Consider the following 25,778-nt stretch of genomic DNA (forward strand, 5'->3'; position numbering starts at 1 on the left):
AAGTAGAGTGAATGCTTTGAACCAAGAGGGTAAGGTACCATATGTCGTAACCAGCAAGAGTTTTACGGCTGTAGCGATTAACGCCGCCTCGAAAGCAGGCGAATGGATTAAGAGTAAACTGGGCACGGTAAAACAGCTGGATACCAAGTCCGGAGCGCCGGATTTGGTCACTGAAGTGGACAAGGGCGCCGAGCAAATGATCCGCAAGCTGATTTTCACTCATTTTCCGGATCATGCGCTTCTTGGCGAGGAAGGGGTCGAGCCCGGGCCGGAGGCTTCCAAGAAAGCGCTTGAGCAGGCGCTGGATGAAGAATACTTGTGGATTGTGGATCCGGTGGACGGAACGACGAACTATGTTCACGGGTATCCGTTCTTTTCCGTATCCATTGCCTTGGCGCATAAAGGTGAAGTGATCGTCGGTGTCATTTACGATCCTTCACGCGATGAAATGTTTGTGGCTGAGAAGGGCAAGGGCGCCTATGTGCATGGCAAGCGCATGTCCGTTTCCCAGCAGGAAACGCTGAATGAGAGCCTTCTAGCAACCGGCTTTCCGGTGGGCAGAGATACGACGCTTCCGCAAAATATGGCCGGACTCAATTACCTTGCGCCGCGGGTGCGCAACATCCGCTCCGGGGGCTCCGCAGCCCTGCATCTGGCTTATGTTGCCAGCGGGCGGCTTACCGGTTACTGGGAAGTCGGCTTGAACGCCTGGGACCTGGCGGCGGGATCGCTGATGATCACCGAGTCCGGCGGCAGCATCACCGATACGCTCGGCAATCCTTATCATCTGGGCGTACGCCATGTGGTCGCCACAAACGGGCTGATCCAGCAGGAGCTGGTCGGCGCATTGAAGGAAGCGAAGGGGACCGGCGAATAGTTCGGAGATTCAGAGGCTGAGCATGACCGTCAGGCTGTTTCATTAGGCTTGAATCGGGGTAACCAAACAAAGGACGTACTCGATCTTATTCACGCGGTGGCAGGCCACCGGTACAGCGCAAAGGAGTGTCAACCCATGAGTGAGAAGGACAATTTGGAGCGGCAGCTCAGTGACATGCTGACCGAAGGCGAGCTGCAGCAGCAGCAAGACCGTGAGGAGAAGGAGCGCGAGCTCATTTCTCCGAGATATGAAATCCGGATCCAGACGAAGATGGACCCGATCGTGGAAGAGACGAAGATTTACCGGGGCATGGCGAAGGAGCTTGATGACCGGTATGATAAATATATGAAGAGAGCTGAAGGGGACGGAACTTCCGAAAGCAAGTCCCTGGAGGACGAGAAGTCGTAGAGAACATGATTGCTTGATCATCCCAAATTAGACCTGTGTGGCAGCTGCCGGTTCCGGCAGAGAGGCCGTACAGGTCTTTTGTCGTTTGTTAAGGACTCCGAGATTTACCTCCAAGCTGAGACTCCTCTCCAACATACTTTCCCATCACTTTGTACAGCACATCCCCACCGTAATAATTTCAACCCTAAATCGCAATATTGCCTCCTCAAAATTTGGAAAGCGATCCGGTAGACTGATCCTTGTAAATCAACCTATTTTCGAGAGGGGCATTAAACAAATGAGAAAAGGCAAGAAATGGCCGGTCATGCTGCTTGCGCTCATCCTGATGGTATCCTTGTCCGCCTGCGGCGGGGGCAGTAAAAGCGGCAGCGGTACCTCGGAAGGAACAGCGGAGCCAGCGGCCACGACGGACGATTCCTCAAAGACAAGTTCGGACGAGAAGATCGAGCTGTCCTTCTGGTCGCTCGGCACGACCAACTATGAGGAGCTTGGCAAAGAATACACCAAAGAGCATCCCAACATTACGATCAAATTCCAGAACACATCGGACCAGACTGCGCACCATAACAACCTGACAACGGCTTTGTCCGCCGGATCCGGAGCTCCGGACATCTTCATGCTGGAGATCGGCTTCATGGAGCGGTTCATTACGGCGGAGGACAAATTTTACAACCTGAATGATTTAGGGGCTAAAGATATCGCAGCCAACTACCTGGACTGGAAATGGAAGCAGGGCTCGTCCAAGGACGGCAGCTTCCAGATCGGGCTTCCGACCGACATCGGCCCGACCGTCGTGTATTACCGCACCGATTTGATGGAGAAGGCGGGGCTGCCGACCGATCCGGAAGAATTCGGCAAGGCGATCGATACGTGGGATAAATTCGCTGCCGTGGCCAAGCAGTTCAAAGAGAAAACCGGCAAGCCGTTTGCGGATTTGACGGATCTGGTCTACAACGGCGTTCGTGACCAATCCGACGGCGAGATTTATTTCAGCAAGGCGGACGGCTCCTTCATCGGCGACAAAAACCCGATGGTGAAGAAAGCCTATGACTTTACGGTCAAAGGCATTCAGGAAGGCTGGATCGGTAATACGCTGCTGTGGTCTCCGGAATGGGGTCAAGCGACCAACGACGGCGGATTCGGCGTCATGCTCGGACCGGCTTGGATGGCCGGCAACATCAAGACCAACGGACCGGACTCCTCCGGCAAGTGGAGAATTACGCAGCTGCCTGAAGGCGCGGGCAACTGGGGCGGTTCCTTCCTGACGCTGCCGAAGCAGGGCAAGCATTCGAAGGAAGCTTACGAATTCATCGCCTGGCTAGACAGCAAGGAGAATCAGCTGGAATCGTTTAAATCCAAAGGCTTGATGCCTTCGATTCCTGCGTTGTATACGGATGCGGCCTTCACCGGCTTCAAGGACGACTTCTTCGGCGGACAGGCGACGGCCGTGGAATACGGTAAAGCCGCACAGCGGGTCAAACCGGTCTACTACGGTCCGCTGCATGACCAGACGGATACGTTCTTCAAGGATGCGCTGAAAAACGTCCTTGAGAAAAAAGCCGACCCTGCTAAAGAATGGGACGCTGCCGTCGAGAAAGCCAAAACGCTGGCGGAACGCAGCTAACCATTTTTCGCAAATTTAAATGTTAAAGCATTGATACTGCATCCAAATTCGTCAGGACGGCCGCAGCGCCGCGCCTGGCGGGTTTGGATGATCCTATGAGAACCGCGGAGGTGCAGCATGGCAGAAACCGTAATCGCTTCGCAGGCCCGGAGCAGCAAGAAGCCTTTTCTGACGGAGCAAAGGCGGAGCCGGATGACAGCCTATACGTTTATTTCGCCTTTTTTTATTTTGTTCGCCATTTTCGGGTTGTACCCGATATTCTTTACGATCTATCTTTCCTTCTACAAGTGGGATGCGCTCGGCCCGATGAAATACGTCGGGATGAAAAACTACGACCTGATCACGAGCGATCCGACCTTCTGGATCTCGTTCGGCAATACGCTCATCATGGGCGTGATGGGCACCGTCCCGCAGCTGATTATTGCGCTTCTGCTGGCGGTCATGCTCAACTCGGCGATGACCCGGTTCAAGAAGACGTTCCGGGTTCTCTTTTTCATGCCCAACATTACGTCGATCGTTGCTGTGACACTCGTATTTAGCACCCTGTTCGGCAACAACGGCATGATCAACTGGATGCTGAACGGCCTGGGGCTGGAGAGCGTGGCCTTTAACTCCGGCTGGTGGGGCGTCAAAATCGCCATCTCCACCATGGTCATGTGGCGCTGGACGGGCTACAACGCGATCATTTTCTTGTCCGGCCTGCAGAGCATTCCGATGGACCTGTACGAAGCCGCGCGGATCGACGGGGCGAACCGCCGCCAGCAGCTGGCTTATATTACGCTGCCGCTGCTCAAGCCGTTTATCGTTTTCGTGACGCTGATATCGACCATCGGCGCGCTCCAGCTGTTTACCGAGCCGTACGTCTATTTGGGGCAGTCCGGAACGGGATCGACCCGCCAGGAAGGGATCACGATGGTAACTTATTTGTACAGCGAGGCTTTCCGGAACGGATTTTTCGGAACAGCGGCAGCCACGGCGGTCATGCTGTTTATCATTACGATTATCTTCTCCATGATTAACATGTGGGTGTCGGGACGGATGAACGGAGATACGGAAGGTGGTAAGGCATGAGTTCACTTCATACGGCTTCTTCCCGGACGCCGGGGGATACGGGAATCATCGGCAAAACCCTCTTTTACATTTTGCTCGTGCTCGGGGCGCTGGTCTCGATCTTTCCTTTTTACTGGATGTTTGTCATTGCGACGAATGACCGCGGGGCGGTATTTCATATCCCTCCGATGCTGTCCATCGGCGGCGAGTTTCTGAACAATTTCGAGCGCGTGCTGGAGCGGACGGACTTCTTTCGCGCGCTGCTCAATTCGCTTTTTGTCTCTTCCATGGTGACCGTGTCGGTGGTGTTCTTCTGCACCTTGGCCGGATACGCCTTTGCCAAGTACGATTTTCCGCTGAAAAATGCGCTCTTTTACTTCGTCATCGCGACCCTGTTCGTACCGACCCAGCTGAGCGTGCTGCCGACGTACATCATCATGGCGAAGCTGCACTGGATTGATACGTACAAGGCGCTGATCGTCCCGGCGATGGTGAACGCCTTCGGGATTTTCTGGATGCGGCAGTATATTTCCACGGCGGTCCACTCTGAGCTGATCGAGTCCGGACGGATCGACGGCGGCGGGCATTTCCGGATTTTCTGGAGCATAGCGGTCCCTGTCATTACGCCGGCCATGGCGACGCTGGGCATTCTCAATTTCATGAACGTCTGGAACGACTTCTTCTGGCCGCTCGTTGTGCTGAAGAACAGTGAGCACTTTACGATCCAAATCGCACTGCAGCAGCTGTTCTCCAACCGCGACGGGCTCGATTACGGCATGATCATGTCCGCGACGTTTACGGCGACGCTGCCCCTTCTGATCGTGTTCCTGCTCTTCAGCCGCTGGGTCATTGCAGGCTTGACCTCCGGGGCCATCAAAAGCTGATCCCCCTAAAATCTGCCAGACACGAAGGAATTATTTCATGCCATGAAGAATGAATAGATCTAAAGACATAGAAGCAGGAGGCAGGAGGACCCAAGTGCCATGAAGCTCCGCCGCAAAATATTACTGGCTATTATTCTTCTGGTGTTCATACCGGTCATCATCATGGGCGTGGTCACCTATTACAACTTTTCCAGTGCCATGGAGAAGAAGTCGAACAATTTCTACTGGATTTCGCTGCTGGAGACGGACCGCAAGCTCAAGTTCGCCTTGAATGAGATCAACTCCGTCTCCAATGCGGCGATTACCCAGCCGGTCATTCAGCAGTTTCTGAAAAATCCGGACGTAAGTGTGACGTACGACCGCAAGCAGGAGATCAACAATTTGCTGATCAACCACCCGATGATTACTTCGTTCAGCCTGTACTCCACCAGCCAATTGATTTATCAGTACAATGCGCCGATGTCATTCGGCGATTTGAAGCGACAAACCTGGTATGCGTCCATGCTGGGCGCCGAAGGGCGTCCGGTATGGTCCGGGCCGGGGGAGAACGGTTCGGCGGCAGCGGGCCGTCCCGTCATGATTCATGCCCGCGTCATCAAAGACTACTACTCGCTGGAGACGATCGGCTATCTGGTCATCTATGTGAAGCCGGATATTTTGGATCAGGTATTCTGGGAAGCCGCGACGCTGAAGAACGGGGACATTCTGCTGGTGAACAAAGAGGGCAGCGTCGTATTTAACAAATCCGGAGACCGGATCGGGGAGAACATTTCTTTTCCTTTTCTGTCAGACACGTTCACCAAGACGAAGGACTATTACGTAGATTCTTTTCATCATGAAAAATCGCTCATTACCTTTTTGCCGTCCCACAACGAACAGTGGTATCTGGTTGCGGTGACGCCGCTGAAGCTGATTCGTTCTGAATCCGTTTCCATTCGGAATATTGCCATTATTTTAGGACTGTTTTCTTTGCTGTCGGCACTTTGGTTCGACCAATTTTTTATCCGCAGGCTGGTCCGCAGCCTGATCAGTGCCGTAAACGGCATGAAGCGGGTTAAGCAGGGCATCTTCGTGCCGATCACATCCCATACGCAAAGCGATGATGAAACCGATCTGCTGATTGACGGCTTCAACCGGATGAGCTCGCAGATCCAGGAGCTGATCCAGCAGGTGGAGACGGAGCAGACCCGTAAGAAGGAAGCCGAGCTGCAGGCGCTGGTGGCCCAGATCAACCCCCATTTTATTTACAATTCGCTGGAGTCGATCAACTCGATGGCGGTGCTGGCCGGGAACCGGGATATCAGCAAAATGGTCATTTCCCTCGGCAAGCTGCTGCGGATCAGCATCAGCGAGAACCAGGAGCTTATTCCGCTGTATATGGAATTCGAGCATGTGCGCCATTACTTGAACATTCAGAAATACCGGTTCGAAGACCGGTTCGACTATGAAATCGACATTCCCGAGACGCTGCGATCGTATATGACCCAGAAGCTGATCGTACAGCCGATTGTTGAAAACGCTTTGTACCACGCCATTGAGCCGATGGAGGACAAAGGATATATCCGCATCCAGGCCGTTGAAGCCGGCCGGGACATCGTCATCGACGTGACGGACAACGGGCCGGGCTTTGACCCGGAGTCGCTGCTTCGTATTTGGAACAAGGAGTCCGCCGGATCGAAAAAGTATCATGACAGCGGTGTGGGCCTGAAAAACGTCCATGAACGGCTGCGGATCCGGTTCGGAGGCTATTACGGCATTCTCATATGCTCCTCTCCCGGCGGCGGATCGGTCGTCCGGATCCGGGTGCCGAAGATTATGCCATAGGACCGGTGCGTCAGGGGAGGAGTAAAACGGATGTTAAGAAGAAAACTGCGAAGCTGGGGCTGGGTGCTCCTCTATGCGGTCGTACTGACCGGCACGGTCGTCGTTGTGGCGCATGCCAACCATGAGCCGATCGAGGAGGACGCCACCGATAAGGTCACGCTGACCTTCCGGCATTTCTGGATCAGCGAGCATGACCGGCCGATGCTGAACATTTTTGAAGATGTCGTGCGTGAGTTTGAGGAGGCCCATCCCAACGTCAAGGTCAACTTTGACGGGATGGATCAAACGATCCACCGGGAGCAGAAGCTCAAGAGCGAGATGGTGACCGGAACACCTCCGGACATGTTCGTCCTGTTCGGCGGCGCCGAAATCGAACCGTACGTCAGGTCGAACCGGCTGCTCGATTTGACAGAGATCGTGAACGGCAACCACCTGGAGAACGAATTTAAAGATTTGAAGCTGTGGACCTTCGACCGCCATGTCTACGGCCTGCCGATTGAAGGCAACGCCGAGCCGCTGTATGTGAACGCCGCGCTGTTCCGCAAGCTCGGGATCGCCATTCCGGAAACGTTAAGCGAGTTAAACGAAGCGGTGGACGTGCTGCAGCAGCACGGCTATATCCCGTTTGCCCTCGGCAACGAGGAGCGCTGGCCGGCGGCTATTTTTGCCCATTATTTAATGGACCGCTACGGCAATCCTCAAATGATCGAAAACCTCGTTGAGGGGAACAGCGGCAGCGCGTTTCAAAATGCGGCTTATCTGAAGGCATTTAACCAGATCGAGGCATGGGCGGAAAAGGGGGCATTCGGCCCCCATCCCAACGATATCTCGACCGAAGAAGCGATCGATCTGTTCAGCCATGGCAAAGCGGGCATGTATTTAAACGGCAACTGGGACATTACGCTGTTTCACAATGAGCGGGCGCCGGCTGATTTTCAGAACGATATCAAGGCGATTCCGTTCCCGTCCCTTGAGCCCGGCGGTTCCAAGTCGCTTGCGGGAGGCTATACGATCGGAATCGGCTTGTCTTCCAATTTAAGCGATGCGCAAAAAAAGGCGGCCTTGGAGCTGATGAAGAGCTTGTACACGACCGAAGTGCAGGAACGGATTGTGTACGAGGGCCTGCGGATTCCGTCCATGCGTATTCCTTTTGATGCCGAGCGGACCGGGCCGGTTTTTCCGCAGGTGACCGCCTTAATGGAGCAGGATCCGCAAACCTTCGTTCCTTATGACAATATGCTGTCTCCGGAAGTGAACAAATCGTTTCTGGCGGTCATCGCAGAGATGATTCACGGGGGCATTTCGGCAGGAGACGCATTGCAGGAGCTGGACGTCTCCTCACAGCAGTATTGGAATCTGAGGCGCAGCACGGCAGTGAAATGAAAGGAGGGATCGGAAGTGGAAGGTTCTGGCCGGCATTACACAGCCATATTGGTGGATGACGAACCGATCATTCTGCGGAGTCTGAAGGCTGCCATCCCCTGGGAGGAGCTGGGCATCGAGGTGGCCGGCGTGGCGAAGAACGGGGAAGGGGCGCTCGATTTGATCCGGGAGCATGCGCCGGACATCATCATCAGCGATATCCGCATGCCCGGCATGGATGGCATTACGCTGATGAAGGAAGTGCTTACGGAGAACCCTGGGCGCATTTTCATCGTGATCAGCGGTTATGGCGAATTTGAATATGCCAGGGAGGCGCTTCGGCAGGGGGCTTTCGACTATCTGCTGAAGCCCATCGATCATGACGAATTGACAGAGATGCTGAAGCGGGCCGCTGCCCGGCTGGACGCGCGGCGGGCCGACGACAGACTGCTGCACTCGGTTCAGGTGCTGTCCGTGATGGCCCGCGAGCGGATGTACGCGGAATGGATCGAGGGCAACGACCGTCCGCGCGGACCGCTGGCGTGGCTGGAGAGCCATGAACTGGATGAGGACTACTTTATGGCCGTTGTGCAGCTGGATCATTACCACCAGCTGAGCGAACGGTGGTCGATGGCCGAAAAGCGGCTGTGGCTGTTTGCGGTCCGCAACATTTTGGAGGAGTGGTCGCAGCAGTACGGATGCCTGGCGGTATTTCCTTTTCACAGCGGAGAATGGATCGTGCTGTTCCCCGATGCGCTGCAGCCGCGGAAAATCACGCTTGGCCACGACCTGATCGACCGGATCCGTACGTATTCCAAGCTGAAGTGCTCGGTGGGCCTCAGCCGGACGACCCGGGGAATCCATCAGCTGAGCCGAGCCTATGACGGGGCAGCCCGGGCGCTGTACCAGCGCTTTTACTCCGAGCAGGAGGGTGTGTTTGCCGATACGGAACATAAGGATATGGCCGGGCATCCGGATTTAAAATATCCGAAGCATCTGGAATCACAGCTGCTGGACGCCATCCGGACGCTCGATACGGGGCTCCTGAACGCATGCTGGGATGAGCTGAAGGGATATCTGGAAGAACAGGCCTATCCGAAGGAGGGAGCCGAGCGGCTGCTCATCGAGCTGACGATCGTCCTGTGCCGCCAGCTGGAGCAGGGAAATCCGCCGATGGATTGGCGCCTGGACGGCCTGATTCATGAGCTGCATGACCAGGGAAGCCTGCATGACGCGATCGCTCTGCTTAAAGAAGCGTTTGCGGTGCAGCTGACGGATCACCTGAAAAGCCAGCAGCGTGAAGACGGGCCAACCGTGGTTGAAAAGGCGAAGCAGTATATCTCGAACCATTATCATCAAGATCTCAGCATCGAGGAGGTTGCGGAAGTCGCAGACCTGAGCATCAGCCATTTCTGCACCTTGTTCAAGCAGGTATCGGGCTATACGTTCCTTGAGTATTTAACGGAGTGCCGGATGGACAAAGCCAAGTACATGCTGAGCCATACGAGCGTAAAAGTGTATCAAATCGCGCCGCTGGTGGGGTATCAGGATCCGAAATATTTTACTCAGGTTTTTAAAAAGGCCACGGGCCAAACCCCGACGGAATACCGGGAATCGCATGCCGCCATTTCGGGGAAAAACTAATCCCCCAAACCGGTAAATGGTGGTAAACTGAAGTTAGCAAGCAAGCCTTTGGCGTCCTGCCGGAGGCTTGTTCCATTGAATAAGGAGTGATCACATGCTTCGAACTGTTCACAAGTACATAGGCTCGCTGTCCGCTGCGCTGCTGTCTTCGGCCCTGGTGCTGAGCGCGGCGGGAGCGGCACCCGCTTCTTCACCGCAAGCGGCGGCGAAAGAGCCCTACCGGATCGTCGCCTTCGGCGATTCGTTAACCGTCGGCTATGAGCCCGGCAAGGGAGAGAAGGACGTTCCTTACGGTTTTGTGGACCGCCTGCAGGAGCAGGGGCTGCTTCACGGCCGGACGGAAACGCTGAACGTGGGGATTGCCGGGCTGAAGAGCCAAGGGCTCCAAAACTTTGTGGAAGCCGTCGCAGCCGGACAGCCGATCGGTGCCGAGGCGATTCAGCCGAACCTGCCGGATCCCCGGACCGCCCAGATCGGCGCAGCGGCTCCACAGACCCAAGCGGCCGTGAAGGGCGCAGACGCCATTACGATCACGATCGGCGGCAACGACATGTCCCAGCTGCTTGAGACCGGGAGCCAAATGACGGACCAGCAGCTGTCCGACCGCGTACAGGAGCTGTTCAAGCTGTACTCGGACAGCATGAAGGTCGTGCTGGACGACCTGCACGGCTTGAATCCGGACGCGCTGATCGTGGTCGCCGACCAGTACCAGCCGATGCCGGAAATCGCCGACAAGGCGCTGTATCCGAAGCTGGGGCAGGCAGCCCAGGCTTTTACGGACGTCATTGACAAGATGGCGGCCTCCTATCAGTCGCAGGGCGTCAATGTCAAGGTGGCCCATGTGGCCAAGGAGTTCGTCGGCGGCGAGGGCACGATGACGCATATCATCGCGGATCGGGACATCCACCCGAACCAGATGGGGTATGAGGCGATGGCCAAAGTCTTCTCCGAAGTGATCTGGGGCGGCTACACCAAGCTGGTTGTTCACGAGGCGGGCGCACCGATGGGCATCATCGTCGGCGGCAAGGAGCTGAACACGCCTTACAAGCCGGTCATCAAGAACGGCGCGAATTTCGTGGCCATCCAGGACATCGTGAACGCGGTCGGCGCCACCTCCAAGTGGGACGGCAAGACGTCCAGCGCGACGATCAGTTACGCGGGCAACACAGTCGTGATCACGATCGGTGCCAGCTCCGTGAAGGTGAACGGCCAACCGGTCGCCGTCGGCGCACCGGCGTTCCTGAACAAGGTTGGCAAGGAATCGAAGACGTACGTACCGCTGGCAGCGCTGGCGCAAGGCCTCGGCTTCGACGTCCAGTACGTGGCGAAGCTGAGAACGGCATTTATCAATCCATAATAAGCACGAGAAGGGCTTCCCCGGTGATGGGGGAGCCCTTGTTTATTGCGCTTCGAGGCTTAGCCTCTGGTTGTGTCGCTCCGAAGTCTTCTTGTAAGCCCGCTGCGCGTCCGGCTCATGCTTCCGACCGCTGTTGCTCGCGAATTTCTGGGAATGGACGATGAGGAAGAAATTCGCTCACAAAGGCGGCCGCTGCCGCTTCTCCAGCATGAATCCGGCCGCTCCGCTGGATTCGGGGAAGGGGAGAGCCATGCCTGCTGCGCATAGGCAGTAAATTGTACAGTGCGCATCTGCTTCGAAGCTGTGAAGGCACGAGCTTTGAAGCCCATACCTCTGTTGAAGACCCTCCATGGCAATCTTTCAAGCCCGCTACGCGTCCGGCTCATGCTTCCGGCCGCTGTTGCTCGCGAATTTCTGGGAATGGACGATGAGGAAGAAATTCGCTCACAAAGGCGGCCGCTGCCGCTTCTCCAGCATGAATCCGGCCAGCCCCGCTGGAATCGGGGAAGGGGGGCACCTGTGAAGGCGAGCCGACTGGAGCCCCTACACATCAGCTAACACATCTGCTGCCACTCCGTATTCTCAAAACCCGCTTCTACTTTTCTCCATTCGAAGGCACGAGGACTACCCGTTCCCACTGCACTGCGGCCAACCGATTCACCGGCCAACCAGCTTCTGGCCACACCCATGCGACGGATACCACAATTGGCCGGACAGCCGGGCAACGCCGGCCGAGTCTGCTGCGGATGGCGGGGACTCCAGCAGTAGCTTCCCTTACCCGATCACCAGCACGATCTTGCCCTGGCCATGCCCGCTGGCCAGCTCGTGATGCGCCGCGGCGGCCTCTTCCAGCGGGAAGGTCCTGCGGACGCGGACCTTCAGCTTGCCCGCGGCGCAGAGCTCCGCCAGCTCGGCCAGCCGCGCGGCCGAGCGCTGGCTGCGGATCATGCGGACGCCGAGCTCCGCTGCAAGCTCGCCGTCCACGATCGTGCCGATGCGCTCCCTGTCCGGGACGAGGTCCACGGATACGCGGAGCGCATCCCTCCCGGCAGCGTCGAGGGCCGCATCGACGCCGCCGGGAGCCAAGGCACGCACCCGATCGCCAAGGCCGGGGCCGTAGGCGACGGGGATGGCCCCCAGTGTGCGCAGGTAGTCGTGGTTCCGCTCGCTGGCGGTACCGATAACCGTGGCGCCCAAGGCGCGGGCAAGCTGGACGGCCATGGTGCCGACCCCGCCGGCGGCGCCATGGATCAGGACGGTATCGCCCTCCCCGACGCGAAGCTCCTGCAGGGCGGTGTGGGCGGTTTGCCCCGAAGCTGCGAGCGCCCCAGCTTCTGTCCAAGGGATGCCCGGCGGCTTACGTACGATTTGGCTGGCGGGAACGACGACGTATTCGGCGTAGCTGGCCAGCAGAGCCCAGCCGATTACGTCATCGCCAGCCGCGAAGTCCGTTACGTGGTCTCCAGCCTGCTCGATAGTTCCGGCGAAGTCATTGCCGAGAATTTGCGGAAACCGGATGCTTAGACCAGTCGGGACCCATCCCCTTTCCCGGACGGCCAGGTCGAACGGTTGAACGCCGGCCGCTTTTACGCGAACCCTGACTTCATCAGGGCCGGGTAAGGGGAGCGGCACATCCGCCGTATGCAGTACGTCCGGCGGACCGAACGCGCGGATCACCGCCGCTTTCATTGTCTGTTGTTCTGTCATGCTATCGATCATCCTTTCGGTCATTGAATATAGTAATATCCAGAGCTTTGATTTCATGCCTCCTGCGGTGAGTTTGAGCAGCCTCTCTCGCCTTCGGCCTGTATTTATTCTATAATCGATCATAAATAATAAAAAATATATATAATGCTATTTATTAATAACCTTTGGTATATAAGGAGGGATTTCGATGGAACTGCTGCAGCTTCAATATTTTCGCAAAGTTGCCGAACTTGAGCACATGACCCGGGCGGCGGAAGAGCTGCGCATTGCCCAGCCTGCCCTCAGTAAGACGATTTCACGGCTGGAAGAGGACCTGGGCGTGCCGCTGTTTGACCGGAAGGGGCGGCAGATCCAGCTGAACGCCTTCGGCCGGGCATATTTGCGCAGGGTGGAGACCGCGCTGAACGCCCTGGAAGACGGAAAAAGGGAACTCGAAGATCTGGCGGGAGCGGAGAAGGGCAGGGTGAATCTGGCGACGACCACGCATAAATGCTTCTCCGACCGGATCGGAGATTTTCTGGGGATGCATCCGGGAATCCGGCTGCAAATTTCCCAGGCGGGAGAGCAGGAGAAGCGGGATAAGCTGTTAAGCGGGGAGCTGGACCTGTGCATCACGTTCCCACCGATCGAGCAGCCGGGCATCGAGGGAATTTCCTTTTTGACGGAAGAAATTTTGCTGGCGGTACCTTCGTCACATCGGTTTGCGGGCCGCAGCAGCATCCGGTTAAGCGAGGCGGCGGGGGAGGCTTTTATTTGCATCCAGAGCAGCAATCCATTTCGGAAAATGACGGATCAGTTTTGCAGGCAGGCCGGGTTTGAGCCGGATATTGTGTGCGAGGTGGATGAGCATTCGGCCGTTGGCCATTTTATCCGGGCGGGAGTAGGCATCGCCTTTATCCCTGAAACGCTGGTAGACCGGATCGGATTTTCGTTTCATGTGCTGCGGATCGAGGAACCGGTCTGCCGGCGCACTTACCAAATCGCATGGCAAAAGGAGCGCTATTTATCCCAAGCTGCGCGCGAATTTCGGGACTTCCTGGTCCAGAGCTTTTAAAGCGTGCCGCTTCGTTATTACCAATCAAAAAAACCGCCCAAGGAACGGTTTCTACCGTATCACCTTGGACGGATATTCTCCTATGGGCTAACCGGAGGGTTCCGGGCAGCCCATTTTTATTGCGATTTTATCTCCGGTCAAAATAGTTGATCCCCATAGCCTCCCGCACTTCGCCCATCGTTTGGCGCGCGGTCTCGCGGGCTTTGGTGGTACCTGCCATCAGGATGTCGTCGATGTCACCGGGACGCTGTTCATACCGGGCGCGGCGTTCGCGGATCGGCTCCAGCACCTCTTCGATCGCTCCCGTGATTTTAGCTTTGCAGGCGGCACAGCCGAGCGTGCCTCGGGTGCACATGTCATGAATATTGCCGCTGTCCTCCGGGCGAAAAATCCGGTGATACCCGTAAATCGTGCAGACCTCCGGATGGCCGGGATCGGTTTTGTGCACGCGCGCCGGATCGGTTGGGGCCTTGCGAATCCGGCTGCGGACCTCATCCGTGGTGGAATCGAGGGAGATGGCGTTGCCGAGGCTTTTGCTCATTTTACTCGAACCGTCGAGCCCATCCAGCCGCTCACCCACGATAATTTGCGGTTCCACCAGGACGGGGGCGTACAGCTCGTTAAAGCGCCGGACGATTTTGCGCGCCTGCTCGATATGGGGAATCTGGTCATCGCCCGCGGGAACCAGGGTGGCTTTGCAGAAGGTGATGTCCGCCGCCTGGCTGACCGGGTAGCCGAGGAAACCGTAATACAGATCCTCGTATCCGCGCTCGGCCGCTTCGCTCTTGATCGTCGGGTTGTGGCGCAGCGAGCTGACTGACACGAACATCGAATAAAACACCGTCAGCTCGGCAATCTCGGGGATCATCGACTGCACGAACAACGTCGCCTGGTCGGGATCAATGCCTACCGACAAATAGTCCAGCGCCACCTGCCGCACGCTTCCGGCCAGCGTTTCCGGCGTATGAAAATGGGTGGTCAGCGCCTGCACATCCGCCAGCATGATATAGGTTTCGTACTGCTGTTGAAGCTGCACCCGGTTCTTCAGGCTGCCGACGTAATGGCCGAGATGCAGCTTGCCGGTCGTCCGGTCTCCGGTGAGGACAATGTCCTTGGGTTGTGAGTTTGTTGAAATTGTCATGGTTATTCCTCCTGAATTGAAATTGTTTTGTATACGGAACTTCATTTGCGATCATGTCTAGTAACCCGGTCTTCCCGGGACGCCACCACCAGCCGTCATCCATGGCCATCACCTCCTTCAATCATGCAGTTTTCAGTTTTGCTTTCGTTGATCGGGCAGAAGGGCGTACGTTCTTATATCAACGCCAAAAAAGCCCCGCCCTTGGGATCTCCATGCTGAAAAATTTCCAGACGGAGATCTATCCAAGGACGGGGCTCTAGCCCGCGGTGCCACCTTGATTGGCCGCCATCCTCTAGGGATGCAGCCCTGCTCAAAAGGTACGGATTTCGGCGCTAAACGAAAAGAAATTGCGTATGCCTTCCTCGATACCCTGCCCCGGTTAACGGTGGGGACCTGCCGCCCATCCTACTGTCCGCTTCTTTGGGGAAGCGTTCCTGTTCAGACGGGGCACTCCGAAGCCCACTTCCGCGCGCGCCGCCACCGGCTTGCACCACCCGCCGGTTCTCTGTGAGGCCGCAATTCGCGCGTACTCTTCTTCATCATCGTGAAAATGGATTTGAATTATTGTAGCTCATTTTTTCGAGGAAGGAAAGAGGGCATCTGCCGTTATTCCGTTGCAATCCCGGTGCTATTCGGTCACGATCCCGTGGTAAACCTTTTGCTATTCCGTTGTTATCCCGTCGCTATTCCACCGCCGCGGCCCGCCAATAACACTGCCGTAAAATTTTACTGGCAAGCCGTCGAAAATAAATTACACTAGGACTAATCGCCCATGGGCCTGTCTGCTGGGGCATATCTTACAATCGCGAATGATTGTCGTAGAAACGCACATACTTCCCCATTTTTATTGTTGGTATATTGAAGGAAAGCTGGAGGTGTTATGACTGATGAAGCGGGGGATCCGCAATCCGCTGGCGAGAATGAACGTCAGGCAGCAGATGATCCTGCTGTTTCTGGTTCTCGTCATTCCCGTGTTTATTCTGAACGGGTACGGCAACAACAGGGCGGGCCAGATTTTAAAACGCCATGTAACCAATGCTTATATAGAGCTGAACAAGCAAAATTTCAAACTGATCAGCCGCGATATTGAAACCGTTAACAAGGTGACGGCGACGGTATTTCAGAATTCGGTGGTCCAGCAGCTGGATACGACGGGGAAGGACACGGTGCTGCAGCGGGTGAAAACCTACGAGAAGCTGGAGCGCATGCTGAGCTCGTACTCGCAGGAGAGCGATGAGCGCGAGCCGCTGTACTATTCGCTGTACGTGTACGATCCCGGCAACCATTACTTTTTTGCCCCTTATTATCCGGAGTCCAAAAAGTCCGGGGTTTATTTCTTTTCGAACGAGGCCGAGAAGCCGGAATGGTTTGACGAGGCGGTAGCCCGTAAAGGGAACGGCTATTTGCGGCTCACCGATCATTTATCCCCGCCAGCGAAGGGGCAGTATGACCAGAAGACGCTCGGCTATGTCCGCGCGATCAACAACATTGATCAGGGCGGTACGATCGGCGTGCTGATGGTAACGAACGTCGACGCGCGGATTGGCGAATCGCTGAAGACCGTGTCGCTGCCGGAAGGCGAGCTGTATTTTACCGGTTGGAACAATCACATTCTGTCCTCCACCCAGCCGGATGCCGAGGGCGTGCTCAGCCTTCCTCCGGAAGTGGAGCCAGGGAATTCACCCATGGGCGTCAAGGACGTCATTACAAAGGATTTTATCTATGTTGTGGATTATAACTACGTGCTCCAGCAGAAGCTGGTGTACAAAGTGCCCGTCAAAGCGCTTTTGCAGCAGCAGGACGAAATGAAGCATGTCATCCAGATCATCTCGGTCGCGTATTTCGCCGCCGGTTTGATCATCATTTTATATTTCTGGCGGTCCTTGATGACCCCGCTGCAGAAGCTGGTTACCTTCGTCCGGCGTTATGAGCCGGGGAATGCCGTGCCCGAAACGCCGCACCGGAAGCGCAACGACGAGGTCAGCGTGCTGATCTCCACGATTTACGAAATGGCCCGGCGCCTGAACGATCTGATTCATTACAAATACGACATGGACTTAAAGCAAAAGGAAGCGCAGCTGTCGCTGTTGTACCAGCAGATCAACCCGCATTTGCTGTACAACACGTTGGAGAGCATCTACTGGAAAAGCAAAATGGAAGGCAACCACGTGTCGGCCGAGATGATCAAGGACCTGTCCAAGCTGATGAAAATCAGCCTGAGCCGCGGGAGGGAGCTGATTACGCTCGGGGAGGAGCTGGAGCATGCGACCGCTTATATCAAGCTGCAGCAGAACCGATACGATTATGTGTTCCAGGTGGACATCAACGTCGCGGAATCGCTGCACCCGTTCAGCATTCCGAAAATTACGCTGCAGCCTTTGATCGAAAACGGAATCATTCATGGCATTAAAAATATGGGTGAGGACGGCGAAATCCGCATCGAAGCGGAGGCGTCCGGGGGCATCCTGCGCATCCGCATCTCCGATAACGGCTACAAACCGGTGGACATCGAAGCCATCAACAGGAACTTGAGCAGTGAAACAGACGATCCTGCGGCCGGTTACGGGGTCCGGAACATCCATCAGCGGATACAGCTTCACTACGGCAAGGAGTACGGCCTTGTCTACAGTGTTCGCCCGGGTGGGGGCACGCTGGTCACGATCACGCTTCCCGCCGAAACGGCAGGCGGTTCATGACAAACAAGGGATAAACAAGTATTTACAAAGTACATACAAGGGGGAGCATCCATGTTCAATATTTTGGTCGTCGACGACGAGCCGCTCATCTGCAAGGGATTAGCCGGGCTGTTGAGCGCATCGGGCCTCGACATCGGTCAAGTCTACACGGCGGGCAGCGGCCATGAGGCGCTCGATATCGTCCGGATGGAGGAGGTCGACCTGCTCGTCACCGACATTCAGATGGGCGAGATGAACGGAATCGAGCTGATGCACCAAGCTAAAATCATCAAGCCGTGGGTGCAGACGATTATTATTTCAGCGCATGAAACGTTCCAGTACGCGCAAAGCGCGATTCGGCTCGGAGCCAAGGACTATTTGCTGAAGCCGCTGAACAGCGAGCAGTTTCTAGACTCCGTCGGGAGCGTGCTGCTCAAGATGGATAAACGAATACCGCAGGTGGATGAGCTTTTGACCGCGACGCAAGAAGATTTTCGCATGGAGGAGCCCGAGCCCCGCAAGAACGAGCTTCTGAACCGGCTGCTGTCCGAAGAAGCGGGCCATGAATCGGGAGATCTTGAGACAGGCGGTGATTATGGGGAGCTTGGGCTGAAGGGTCCGTATTTTGCTGTCATGAAAATGAGGCTGGACCTTTCCACAGGCAGTCCTTCCTATACCGACAGGGATCGGCGGCTTCTCCGGTATGCCTCGCTCAATATTGTGAAGGAGCTGCTCGATCAGGAAGGGGATGCGCTTCTGTTTTACTCGCCGGATGACGACATCCATGCGATTATTCAGTGGAGCGAGGCGGCGAATGCCGAAACCGGCGAGAACAAGCTCAGCCAGCTCGAAATGGCCGGCCGCAGCGTGTACCATCATATCCGCAAATATTTGAAGCTGGAATGTACAGTCGCCATCAGCCAGATCCTGAAGGGCATTCCTTTTCTTTCCGTACTCGGCCGCCAGGCCGATAAAGCGATGCTGTGGAGCCGGCACTACCCGGACTACCACGTTTTTTATTACGGGGACTTCAATTGGCATAACTACGCTGAAGATCCGTCTGCAGAAGAGCTGTCGACGCAGAGCAACCGGATTGTGGAGAGCACGAGGCGCTATATCGAAGAGAACTACAACCAGAAGGGGCTGACCATTCATGAGGTGGCGAAGAAGAACCATGTCAGTCCGAACTATTTGAGCTACCTGTTTAAGAAAATTACCGGGCATAACCTGTGGGAGTACGTCATCAAGCTGCGGATGGAGGAGAGCCGCCACCTGCTTCAGAACACGGACCTGCGCCGCTATGAAATCGCCGAGCGGGTGGGATACGAGTCGCCGGAGCATTTCAGCAAAATATTCAAAAAGTATTTCGGCGTGAGCCCGAGCGAGATGAAGAAGTAAGAACAGCTATCATTTCCATAGAACTAGACATGTGCGCGGGCAGCCCAATTTTCTACAATGATCCTTAAGAAACATTAGAGGAAAGAGGGAGACAGATGGGGGAACCCGCTACAGCTATGTTAAAGCCGGAAGCGAAGAGCGAGCCGGCGGGCAGACGAACGAGCAGGTGGAAAAAGCATCTTTGGGGATACCTGTTCATCCTGCCGGCCATTGTCATTTTCATTTTGTTTTTGTGGGTGCCGATTATCAAAGGAGCGGTGTACAGCTTCTTTACGATTGATTTCGTTAAAGGCAACACCTTTGTCGGTTTCGATAATTACGCCAGGGTGCTGCACGATCCCGATGTATGGACAGCCGTTAAAAATACGCTGTATTACATGTTTTTAACGGTCATCATCGGCTTCTGGGTGCCGATCGTGGCATCGATTGCGATTTCGGAGCTGCGGTTCTTTCAGGGCTTTGCCCGGATTGCCGCTTACCTGCCATTTGTTGTACCGGGTGTGGTGTTGTACGGCATGTGGCGGTGGATGTATGACCCGGTCGGTCCGATCAATGGGCTGCTCAGCAGCTTCGGTGTGGAACCGGTGTCCTTTATCTCCGACGGGCGCTGGTCCATGATCTCGATCGTGTTCATGGAGACGTGGCAGCAGTTCGGATCGGCGATGCTGATCTATTTGGCCGGCGTGCTCAGCATTCCGAGAGACTGGTATGAAGCCGCCGAGATCGATGGGGCCGGCGTGTGGAACCGGATCCGCTACATTACGATCCCTTCCATACGGAATCTGATCGTGCTGATGTTTATCCTGCAAATCATCGGGACGTCCCAAGCCTACCAATCCCAGCTCGCCCTGCTGGACGGGGGACCGAACAACACGACGCTGACTTATGCGCTGCTTATCGTGAAGTACGCGTTCAACCAGCTGGATTACGGCTCGGCGACGGCGCTGGGCATGCTGATGTTTATCGTACTCAGCCTGCTCGGACTGCTTCAATTCAAGATGAACAAGGAGGATTACTAGATGAGCCAGCATGACAGAGGAATCCTTTCTTCTTCCGATTTGAGGAAGCCGTTGAACAAAGTGGTGTACGGCATCATGGTGCTTGGCATCGCGGTGATGATCGTCACGATGCTGTACCCGATTCTGATGACGATGTTTAACGGTCTGAAGACGAACCAGGAAGTGAACTCGTTCCCGCCGCATTTCTTTCCGCAAACGTGGAATTGGGGCAATTTCTCGGAAGGCTGGGACTACATCAACCTGCCGATGTTTTTGAAGAATACGATCTTGATCTTCGTCGGCAATCTGCTGATGACCGTGCTGGTGCTGGGCTTGGCCTCGTTCAGCATCTCGAAGCTGAATGTGCCGTTCCGCAGGGGAATCTACTTTTTCATCCTGATGACCTTGTTTATCCCGGCGTCGAGCTATATCATTCCGAACTTCGTGAATTTGAAGGAGCTGGGCCTGCTCAATACGTACTGGGCGTTCTGGCTGCCGGCCGGAGCCAGCGCCTACTATTTTCTGCTGATGAAAAATTTCTTCGACGGCATTCATCCGGAGATCTTCGAAGCGGCCCGTATCGACGGAGCATCCGAGCTCACAAGCTACGTCAGGATCGCCGTTCCTTTGTCCGTGCCGATCTTCGCCACGCTGGCCATCTTTATCTTTTCCACGGCATGGAACGACTGGTTCTGGCCGTCGCTCGTGATGCACAGTGAGGAGAAGTATACGCTGGCCACGGCGATCTACAAATACGTTATCAACGCGCGGAGCATGGACAACAATATCAAATTCACGATTTTGTTCATGGTCATGATCCCGCCGATCTTCGTGTTCCTCGTGTTCCAGAGGTTCATTATGCGGAGCGTCAGTTTGTCGGCGGTCAAAGGCTGACCGGCCAACATCGTAGGCATGCACATGAAGGGCATACGATTACACATCGATTGATGAACCATCCTCTCTTATGATGAGAGGGTAAACCATACCATTTGACGAAAAGGGGAGTTTCAATGCGTAAGTTTTCCATGGTGCTGATGTGCCTCCTGCTGTCGGCCTCGGTGCTTGCGGCTTGCAGCGGCGGCGGCAAAACGGCCGGCGGCGACAATCAGGGCGGCGGGTCCGAGGGATCCGGATCTGGGGGAACGACGGCGATGACGGATGCGGGGAAATCGGAGGACGATATTACCCAGAAGAAAATCACGATCAAGATCCACTACCCGCTCCCGGACCAAAAAGATCTGCGGGCGCAGGAAGACGACAAGATCAAACGGTTCACCGAAAAATACCCGAACGTGACGATCGTGAAGGACGACTGGCAGTACAGCGTCAACGAAATCGGCATCAAAATGGCTTCGAACGAAGCCCCGACGTTCTACAACACGTTTGCGACCGAAGCGCAGATGCTGGTGGAACGCGGCTGGGTCGCGGACATTTCGGACCTGTACAACAAGTGGGAATACAAGGACGAAATGAATCCGCTGCTGCAAAACCAGTTCATGGTGGACGGCAAGGTCTACGGCGTTACCCAGAACGGGTATATCACGTCGACCATGATCAACAAAGCGCTGCTTGACGCCAAGCAGGTTCCGGTGCCGCCCTTGGACTGGACGTGGGACGATATGTACAACACGGCCAAAGGCGCGGCTGATGTGAAGAAGGGAATCTCCGGCATTGCCCCGATGGGGAAAGGCAATGAAGCCGGATGGAACTGGACGAACTTCCTGTTCGAAGCGGGCGGGGAAATTCAGAAGGTGGAGAACGGGAAATATACGGCGGTGTTCAATTCGGATGCCGGCGTGAAGGCGCTCGATTTCTATAAAAAGCTGAGATGGGAAGCCAACGCCATTCCGAAGGATTGGGCTCTTGGCTGGAGCGATGCCCTGAACGCGTTCCAGCAGGGACGGACGGCGATGGTCATCGCAGGCGCGTATGACGTCATTGACGCTGCGCTCAACCAGGGCGGGCTGAAGCCGGAGAACGTGCTGGCTTATCCGATGCCGGCGGCCGAGAAAGGCGGCAAGCATTACGGTATTCTCGGCGGCAACTATCTCGTCATTAATCCGAACGCCACCAAGGATGAGCAGGAAATGGCGTTCCGTTACATCACGTTCGACTACTTTACGGATAAAGGGCTGGAAGCGCTCGAAGGTAACATCCAGGAGCGTAAGGCCAACAATAAATATTTCGTGCCGGCACCACTGAACTACTTCAAGGACGATTCGGAGTACGGCAAAAAGGTGGCCGCGATTTACGACAAGTACGACAACGTGTACAAGTACGATCCAAACCTGTTCGGACTGTTGGACGGCAAGCCTGAAGCCCAGTACGGCACCCAGGATTACTATGGCGCGATGTCCAACGTCGTACAGGAGCTGTTCTCGAAGAAAGACACGGATTCCAAGAAGCAGCTGGACGACGCGGCCAAACTGGTGCAAACCAAATTTTTCGATGAGATCAAGCCTCAGCAGTAAGGAAGCGGACGGCCGGAATGGTGGCCAGATGTTAGCTTAGAGGTACTTATCATAAATACAAAAAAAGACCCTGTCCACGGCATAACAGCCGCAGGCAGGGTCTTTCGTTATGATCGGGGTGGATTCCAGCCATCCCCGGATCCTCTCTTACTTACTGATCTCCTTGAAGGAGGCATCTGCCGCTTCCAGCGTCGCATCGATGTCCGCTTCAGTATGGGCCGTGGTCAGGAACCAGGCCTCGTATTTGGACGGCGCGAGATTGATATTACGGTTTAGCATGGCGCGGAAGAAGGCGGCGAAGGCTTCGCCGTCCGTATCCTGCGCTTCGTCGTAGTTGGTCACCGGATGGTCGCAGAAATGCGTGGACAGCGAGCCGCGGATACGGTTGATCGTCAGCGGCACGCCGTAGCGGCCGGCCGATGCCTGCAGTCCGTCCGCGAGCTTCGCAGCGAGACGGTCCATCTCTTCATAGACGCCCTCGCCTTGAAGCACTTCAAGGCAGGCGATGCCCGCCGAGATGGAGGCCGGGTTGCCCGCCATCGTGCCGGCCTGGTAGGCCGGGCCGAGCGGCGCGACCTGCTCCATCACTTCCTTGGAGCCGCCGTAGGCTCCGATCGGCAGCCCGCCGCCGATGATTTTGCCGAGGGCGGTCAGATCCGGCCGGATCGCGTCATGGTTCTGCAGGCCCGCAAAGGTCTGCGTGCTGCCGTAGTGGAAGCGGAAGGCGGTGATCACCTCGTCATAGATGACGAGGGAGCCGTTGTCACGAGCCATGCGGCAGAGGCCCTCGAGGAAGCCCTCCTTCGGCATAACCATGCCGAAGTTGCCGACGATCGGCTCGACCATGACGGCCGCCACGTCGTCACCCCATTTGGCCAGCGCCGCCTGAAGGGCGTCGAGGTCATTATAAGGCACGGTAATGACCTCGTGCGCAATGCTCGTCGGGATGCCGGCGCTGTCCGGAATGCCGAGCGTGGAAGGGCCCGAGCCGGCAGCCACGAGCACGAGATCCGAATGGCCGTGATAGCATCCGGCGAACTTGATGATCTTGTTGCGCTTCGTGTAGGCACGCGCGACGCGGATCGTCGTCATGACGGCCTCGGTGCCGGAGTTGACGAAGCGGACCTTGTCCATCGACGGGATCGCTTCCTTCAGCATCCGGGCGAGCTGAATTTCGAGCTGCGTCGGCGTTCCGTACAAGGTGCCGTTCTGAGCGGCACGCGTAATGGCTTCCGTGATATGCGGGTGGGCGTGCCCGGTAATGATCGGGCCGTAAGCGGCGAGGTAGTCGATATAACGGTTGTCGTCCTCATCCCAGAAGTAGGCTCCGTTCGCCCGCTTCATAAAGACGGGCGCCCCGCCGCCAACCGCCTTAAACGAGCGGGAGGGGCTGTTGACGCCGCCGACGATATGCTGCAGTGCTTCTTGATATAATTGTTCGGAACGTGTTCGATTCATGACGGATAACTTCCTTTCTCAAATAAAAAGCAGGCGGGCAGCCTAGTTGCTGCTGCCCGTACTGCTGTTCTCCCCGGTCTCCCCGGAGGTTGTTGAATTGGTATTGGTTGGGTTGCCTGTTTTGCCTTCGCTGGATACCGGCACCGTCTCCGGCTTGTTCATAATATCCTGGATATACTGCTTCAGCTTGCTTTCGCTGGAAACGGTCAGGACGGAAGCACTGCCGATCTTTTCCTCTTTCAGCAGCTTCATCGGCGGAATTTGCTCGCTGCCGGCCATTTGACTCTGGTAACCGACTGACGCCAGTTTCCACATGTCATTGACGGACAGGTTCGTATCTATATATGGGCTGACCTGCTCCAAAATGTTCGGCAGCTTCATGATGGACGTCGTGGACTGCATTTTCTGGGCGACCGCCTTCAGGAAGTCCCGCTGCCGCTCCGTCCGCGTGAAGTCCGATGTTGCGTCGTGACGGAAACGGACGTACTGCAGAGCCGTTGTGCCGTCGAGATGCTGCTGGCCCTTTTTCAGGTCGATATCGTATTCATGGTTGTCTGCGTTGCTCGGATAATACATATCCTTCTCCACGTAAAAATCTACGCCGCCGACGGCGTCCACCAGCTTGATGAATCCTTGAAAGTCCGTATAGACATAATACTGGATAGGAATGCCAAGCAGATCGCCGACCGCCTTCATTGCCGTATTCGGTCCATGGGTAATCGCTGTATTGATGCGGTCTTGGCCGTGTTCGGGAATGTCGGTGTACGTGTCGCGGAGGATCGAAAAAACATTGATGCGCTTCTTGACGGGATCCAGGGAGGCGACCATCATGCTGTCAGACCTGGGAACTTCACCTTCCTTGATGCCGCGGGCGTCCACACCCATCAGCAGGATGTTGACCGGTTCGGTGCCTTCCCATTTGGGAGGATCGGGAACTTTGACTTCGACGGGGGTAACCGATTTAAAAGGAGAGTTTTCGGCGGACTTCTGCAATCCCTGCAGGCCATTATAAATCGATGCGAAATAATAGACCGCATAACCGATGATGGCTAATACGATAATGGCTATAATCCATAATATTGTTTTTTTCCTTGGAGTCATTCCTTTTCTTCCTTTCGCTATCCTGTTGAAGGAGAGTGCTTGTCTTCGACATGTTCAGACATTTGTAGAGTAAGGATTCATTTATTATAATTTTTTTTGACAATACAATCAATTTTACATTCTGGAAAGCATTTCACCAAGATAAAATGAACGAAAGTGTTCAATTTATATAGATGCAGTGCTTGGCCTCTGAAAGGAGAAAGTGATACATATGACACAATTTGCAGTTGGAGACATGGTTCCCGATTTTACCCTTCCGGCCTCGACCGGGGAGGAGATCACCCTCAGCAGCTTTAGGGGACGCAAGGTGGTGCTGTATTTTTACCCGAAGGACAATACACCCGCGTGCACGCAGGAAGCCTGCGATTTCCGCGACGCACTTCCTCAGATTGAAGCGAAAGGCGCGGTCGTGCTCGGGATCAGCCCGGACGAGCTTAAATCCCATGGCAAATTTGCCGAAAAATACAGCCTGCCGTTTCCTTTGCTGTCTGACAAGGACCACCATGTGAGCGAAATGTACGGCGTATGGCAGCTGAAGAAAATGTACGGGCGCGAGTTCTGGGGTGTCGTCCGTTCGACGTTCCTGATCGATGAAGAGGGAAGGCTCATCAAGGAATGGCGGAAGCTCCGGGTGGCAGGCCATGCCGGCGACGTCGTGTCAGTCCTTTAATTTTATGTAGCTCGCCGTACAAATATTAAAACGCATGATCATAACTATAGGAAGTAAAGCATTGAATAGGAGCTG

The 25,778-nt window shown here is 55.6% G+C and carries 21 protein-coding genes and 1 other annotated feature; of the genes, 17 read left to right on the top strand and 4 right to left on the bottom strand.

Translation table 11 applies throughout. The annotated features are described in order from the left end of the window. Positions 1–16 precede the first annotated feature (16 nt). The 10 genes from KI379_RS24145 to KI379_RS24190 all read left to right on the top strand — a co-directional run bounded on the left by KI379_RS24145 (position 17) and on the right by KI379_RS24190 (position 11,553). Entirely contained in the window at positions 17–877 is an 861-nt protein-coding gene (locus KI379_RS24145) for an inositol monophosphatase family protein (RefSeq protein WP_076175801.1), read from the top strand. Positions 878–1,012: 135 nt separating this feature from the next. Continuing rightward, positions 1,013–1,285, top strand: a complete 273-nt coding sequence (locus KI379_RS24150) for a hypothetical protein (RefSeq protein WP_212985114.1) — start codon at positions 1,013–1,015, stop codon at positions 1,283–1,285. A 277-nt stretch (positions 1,286–1,562) separates the two neighbouring features. Beyond that, positions 1,563–2,909 (top strand): ABC transporter substrate-binding protein, encoded by a 1,347-nt coding sequence (locus KI379_RS24155; protein ID WP_076175796.1) that lies wholly within the window; start codon positions 1,563–1,565, stop codon positions 2,907–2,909. Between the two features lie 117 nt (positions 2,910–3,026). After that, the gene (locus tag KI379_RS24160; protein ID WP_089549008.1) at positions 3,027–3,980 is read left to right on the top strand and encodes a carbohydrate ABC transporter permease; all 954 of its coding nucleotides are present in this window, start codon (positions 3,027–3,029) and stop codon (positions 3,978–3,980) included. Beyond that, the gene (locus tag KI379_RS24165) at positions 3,977–4,843 is read left to right on the top strand and encodes a carbohydrate ABC transporter permease (RefSeq protein WP_212985115.1); all 867 of its coding nucleotides are present in this window, start codon (positions 3,977–3,979) and stop codon (positions 4,841–4,843) included. Before KI379_RS24160 ends, KI379_RS24165 begins: the two co-directional genes overlap by 4 nt. Before the next feature lie 99 nt (positions 4,844–4,942). After that, positions 4,943–6,667 carry a sensor histidine kinase gene (locus KI379_RS24170; protein ID WP_089549006.1) on the top strand — a complete coding sequence of 575 codons (1,725 nt, stop codon included), beginning with the start codon at positions 4,943–4,945 and terminating at the stop codon, positions 6,665–6,667. Positions 6,668–6,697: 30 nt separating this feature from the next. Next, on the top strand, positions 6,698–8,050 hold the full coding sequence (locus tag KI379_RS24175; RefSeq protein WP_212985116.1) for an ABC transporter substrate-binding protein: 1,353 nt from the start codon (positions 6,698–6,700) through the stop codon (positions 8,048–8,050). A gap of 15 nt (positions 8,051–8,065) precedes the next feature. Beyond that, on the top strand, positions 8,066–9,673 hold the full coding sequence (locus KI379_RS24180; RefSeq protein WP_212985117.1) for a response regulator: 1,608 nt from the start codon (positions 8,066–8,068) through the stop codon (positions 9,671–9,673). 94 nt (positions 9,674–9,767) lie between these two features. Next, positions 9,768–11,030: a stalk domain-containing protein gene (locus KI379_RS24185; RefSeq protein ID WP_212985118.1), complete on the top strand. Its 1,263-nt coding sequence runs from the start codon at positions 9,768–9,770 to the stop codon at positions 11,028–11,030. 349 nt (positions 11,031–11,379) lie between these two features. After that, positions 11,380–11,553 carry a hypothetical protein gene (locus KI379_RS24190; protein WP_212985119.1) on the top strand — a complete coding sequence of 58 codons (174 nt, stop codon included), beginning with the start codon at positions 11,380–11,382 and terminating at the stop codon, positions 11,551–11,553. Between the two features lie 251 nt (positions 11,554–11,804). Here KI379_RS24190 and KI379_RS24195 read toward each other — a convergent pair whose 3' ends face one another. Next, positions 11,805–12,719 (bottom strand): NADP-dependent oxidoreductase, encoded by a 915-nt coding sequence (locus KI379_RS24195; RefSeq protein WP_212985169.1) that lies wholly within the window; start codon positions 12,717–12,719, stop codon positions 11,805–11,807. A gap of 205 nt (positions 12,720–12,924) precedes the next feature. On the opposite strand from KI379_RS24195, the gene KI379_RS24200 reads away from it, so the two are divergent. After that, positions 12,925–13,791, top strand: a complete 867-nt coding sequence (locus KI379_RS24200) for a LysR family transcriptional regulator (protein WP_089549002.1) — start codon at positions 12,925–12,927, stop codon at positions 13,789–13,791. 127 nt (positions 13,792–13,918) lie between these two features. On the opposite strand, the gene trpS is transcribed toward KI379_RS24200, so the two are convergent. Further along, positions 13,919–14,932: a tryptophan--tRNA ligase gene (gene trpS, locus KI379_RS24205; RefSeq protein ID WP_212985120.1), complete on the bottom strand. Its 1,014-nt coding sequence runs from the start codon at positions 14,930–14,932 to the stop codon at positions 13,919–13,921. A gap of 241 nt (positions 14,933–15,173) precedes the next feature. Further along, positions 15,174–15,484 (bottom strand) — a binding site (T-box leader). A 335-nt stretch (positions 15,485–15,819) separates the two neighbouring features. Between trpS and KI379_RS24210 the strand changes: the two genes are divergently transcribed. From KI379_RS24210 to KI379_RS24230, 5 genes are all read left to right on the top strand, one after another. Beyond that, positions 15,820–17,628, top strand: coding sequence for a sensor histidine kinase (locus KI379_RS24210; RefSeq protein WP_212985121.1), 1,809 nt, complete (start codon positions 15,820–15,822; stop codon positions 17,626–17,628). Between the two features lie 51 nt (positions 17,629–17,679). Further along, positions 17,680–19,005, top strand: coding sequence for a response regulator transcription factor (locus KI379_RS24215; RefSeq protein ID WP_212985122.1), 1,326 nt, complete (start codon positions 17,680–17,682; stop codon positions 19,003–19,005). Positions 19,006–19,121: 116 nt separating this feature from the next. Continuing rightward, entirely contained in the window at positions 19,122–20,024 is a 903-nt protein-coding gene (locus KI379_RS24220; protein ID WP_240913475.1) for a carbohydrate ABC transporter permease, read from the top strand. Beyond that, the gene (locus tag KI379_RS24225; RefSeq protein ID WP_076175770.1) at positions 20,025–20,897 is read left to right on the top strand and encodes a carbohydrate ABC transporter permease; all 873 of its coding nucleotides are present in this window, start codon (positions 20,025–20,027) and stop codon (positions 20,895–20,897) included. It abuts the gene before it with no gap. 116 nt (positions 20,898–21,013) lie between these two features. Then, positions 21,014–22,474: an ABC transporter substrate-binding protein gene (locus KI379_RS24230; RefSeq protein WP_212985123.1), complete on the top strand. Its 1,461-nt coding sequence runs from the start codon at positions 21,014–21,016 to the stop codon at positions 22,472–22,474. Between the two features lie 147 nt (positions 22,475–22,621). Here the strand turns inward: KI379_RS24230 and KI379_RS24235 are convergent, their stop codons facing one another. Continuing rightward, the gene (locus tag KI379_RS24235) at positions 22,622–23,932 is read right to left on the bottom strand and encodes a glutamate-1-semialdehyde 2,1-aminomutase (RefSeq protein ID WP_145161065.1); all 1,311 of its coding nucleotides are present in this window, start codon (positions 23,930–23,932) and stop codon (positions 22,622–22,624) included. Between the two features lie 42 nt (positions 23,933–23,974). Further along, positions 23,975–25,033 carry an LCP family protein gene (locus KI379_RS24240; protein WP_212985124.1) on the bottom strand — a complete coding sequence of 353 codons (1,059 nt, stop codon included), beginning with the start codon at positions 25,031–25,033 and terminating at the stop codon, positions 23,975–23,977. 211 nt (positions 25,034–25,244) lie between these two features. Here KI379_RS24240 and bcp point away from each other — a divergent pair, with 211 nt between their 5' ends. Continuing rightward, on the top strand, positions 25,245–25,703 hold the full coding sequence (gene bcp / locus KI379_RS24245) for a thioredoxin-dependent thiol peroxidase (RefSeq protein WP_212985125.1): 459 nt from the start codon (positions 25,245–25,247) through the stop codon (positions 25,701–25,703). Positions 25,704–25,778: the final 75 nt, after the last annotated feature.

Origin of the sequence: Paenibacillus cineris, from assembly GCF_018333335.1 — a bacterium.
GTDB lineage: Bacteria > Bacillota > Bacilli > Paenibacillales > Paenibacillaceae > Paenibacillus_AQ > Paenibacillus_AQ favisporus.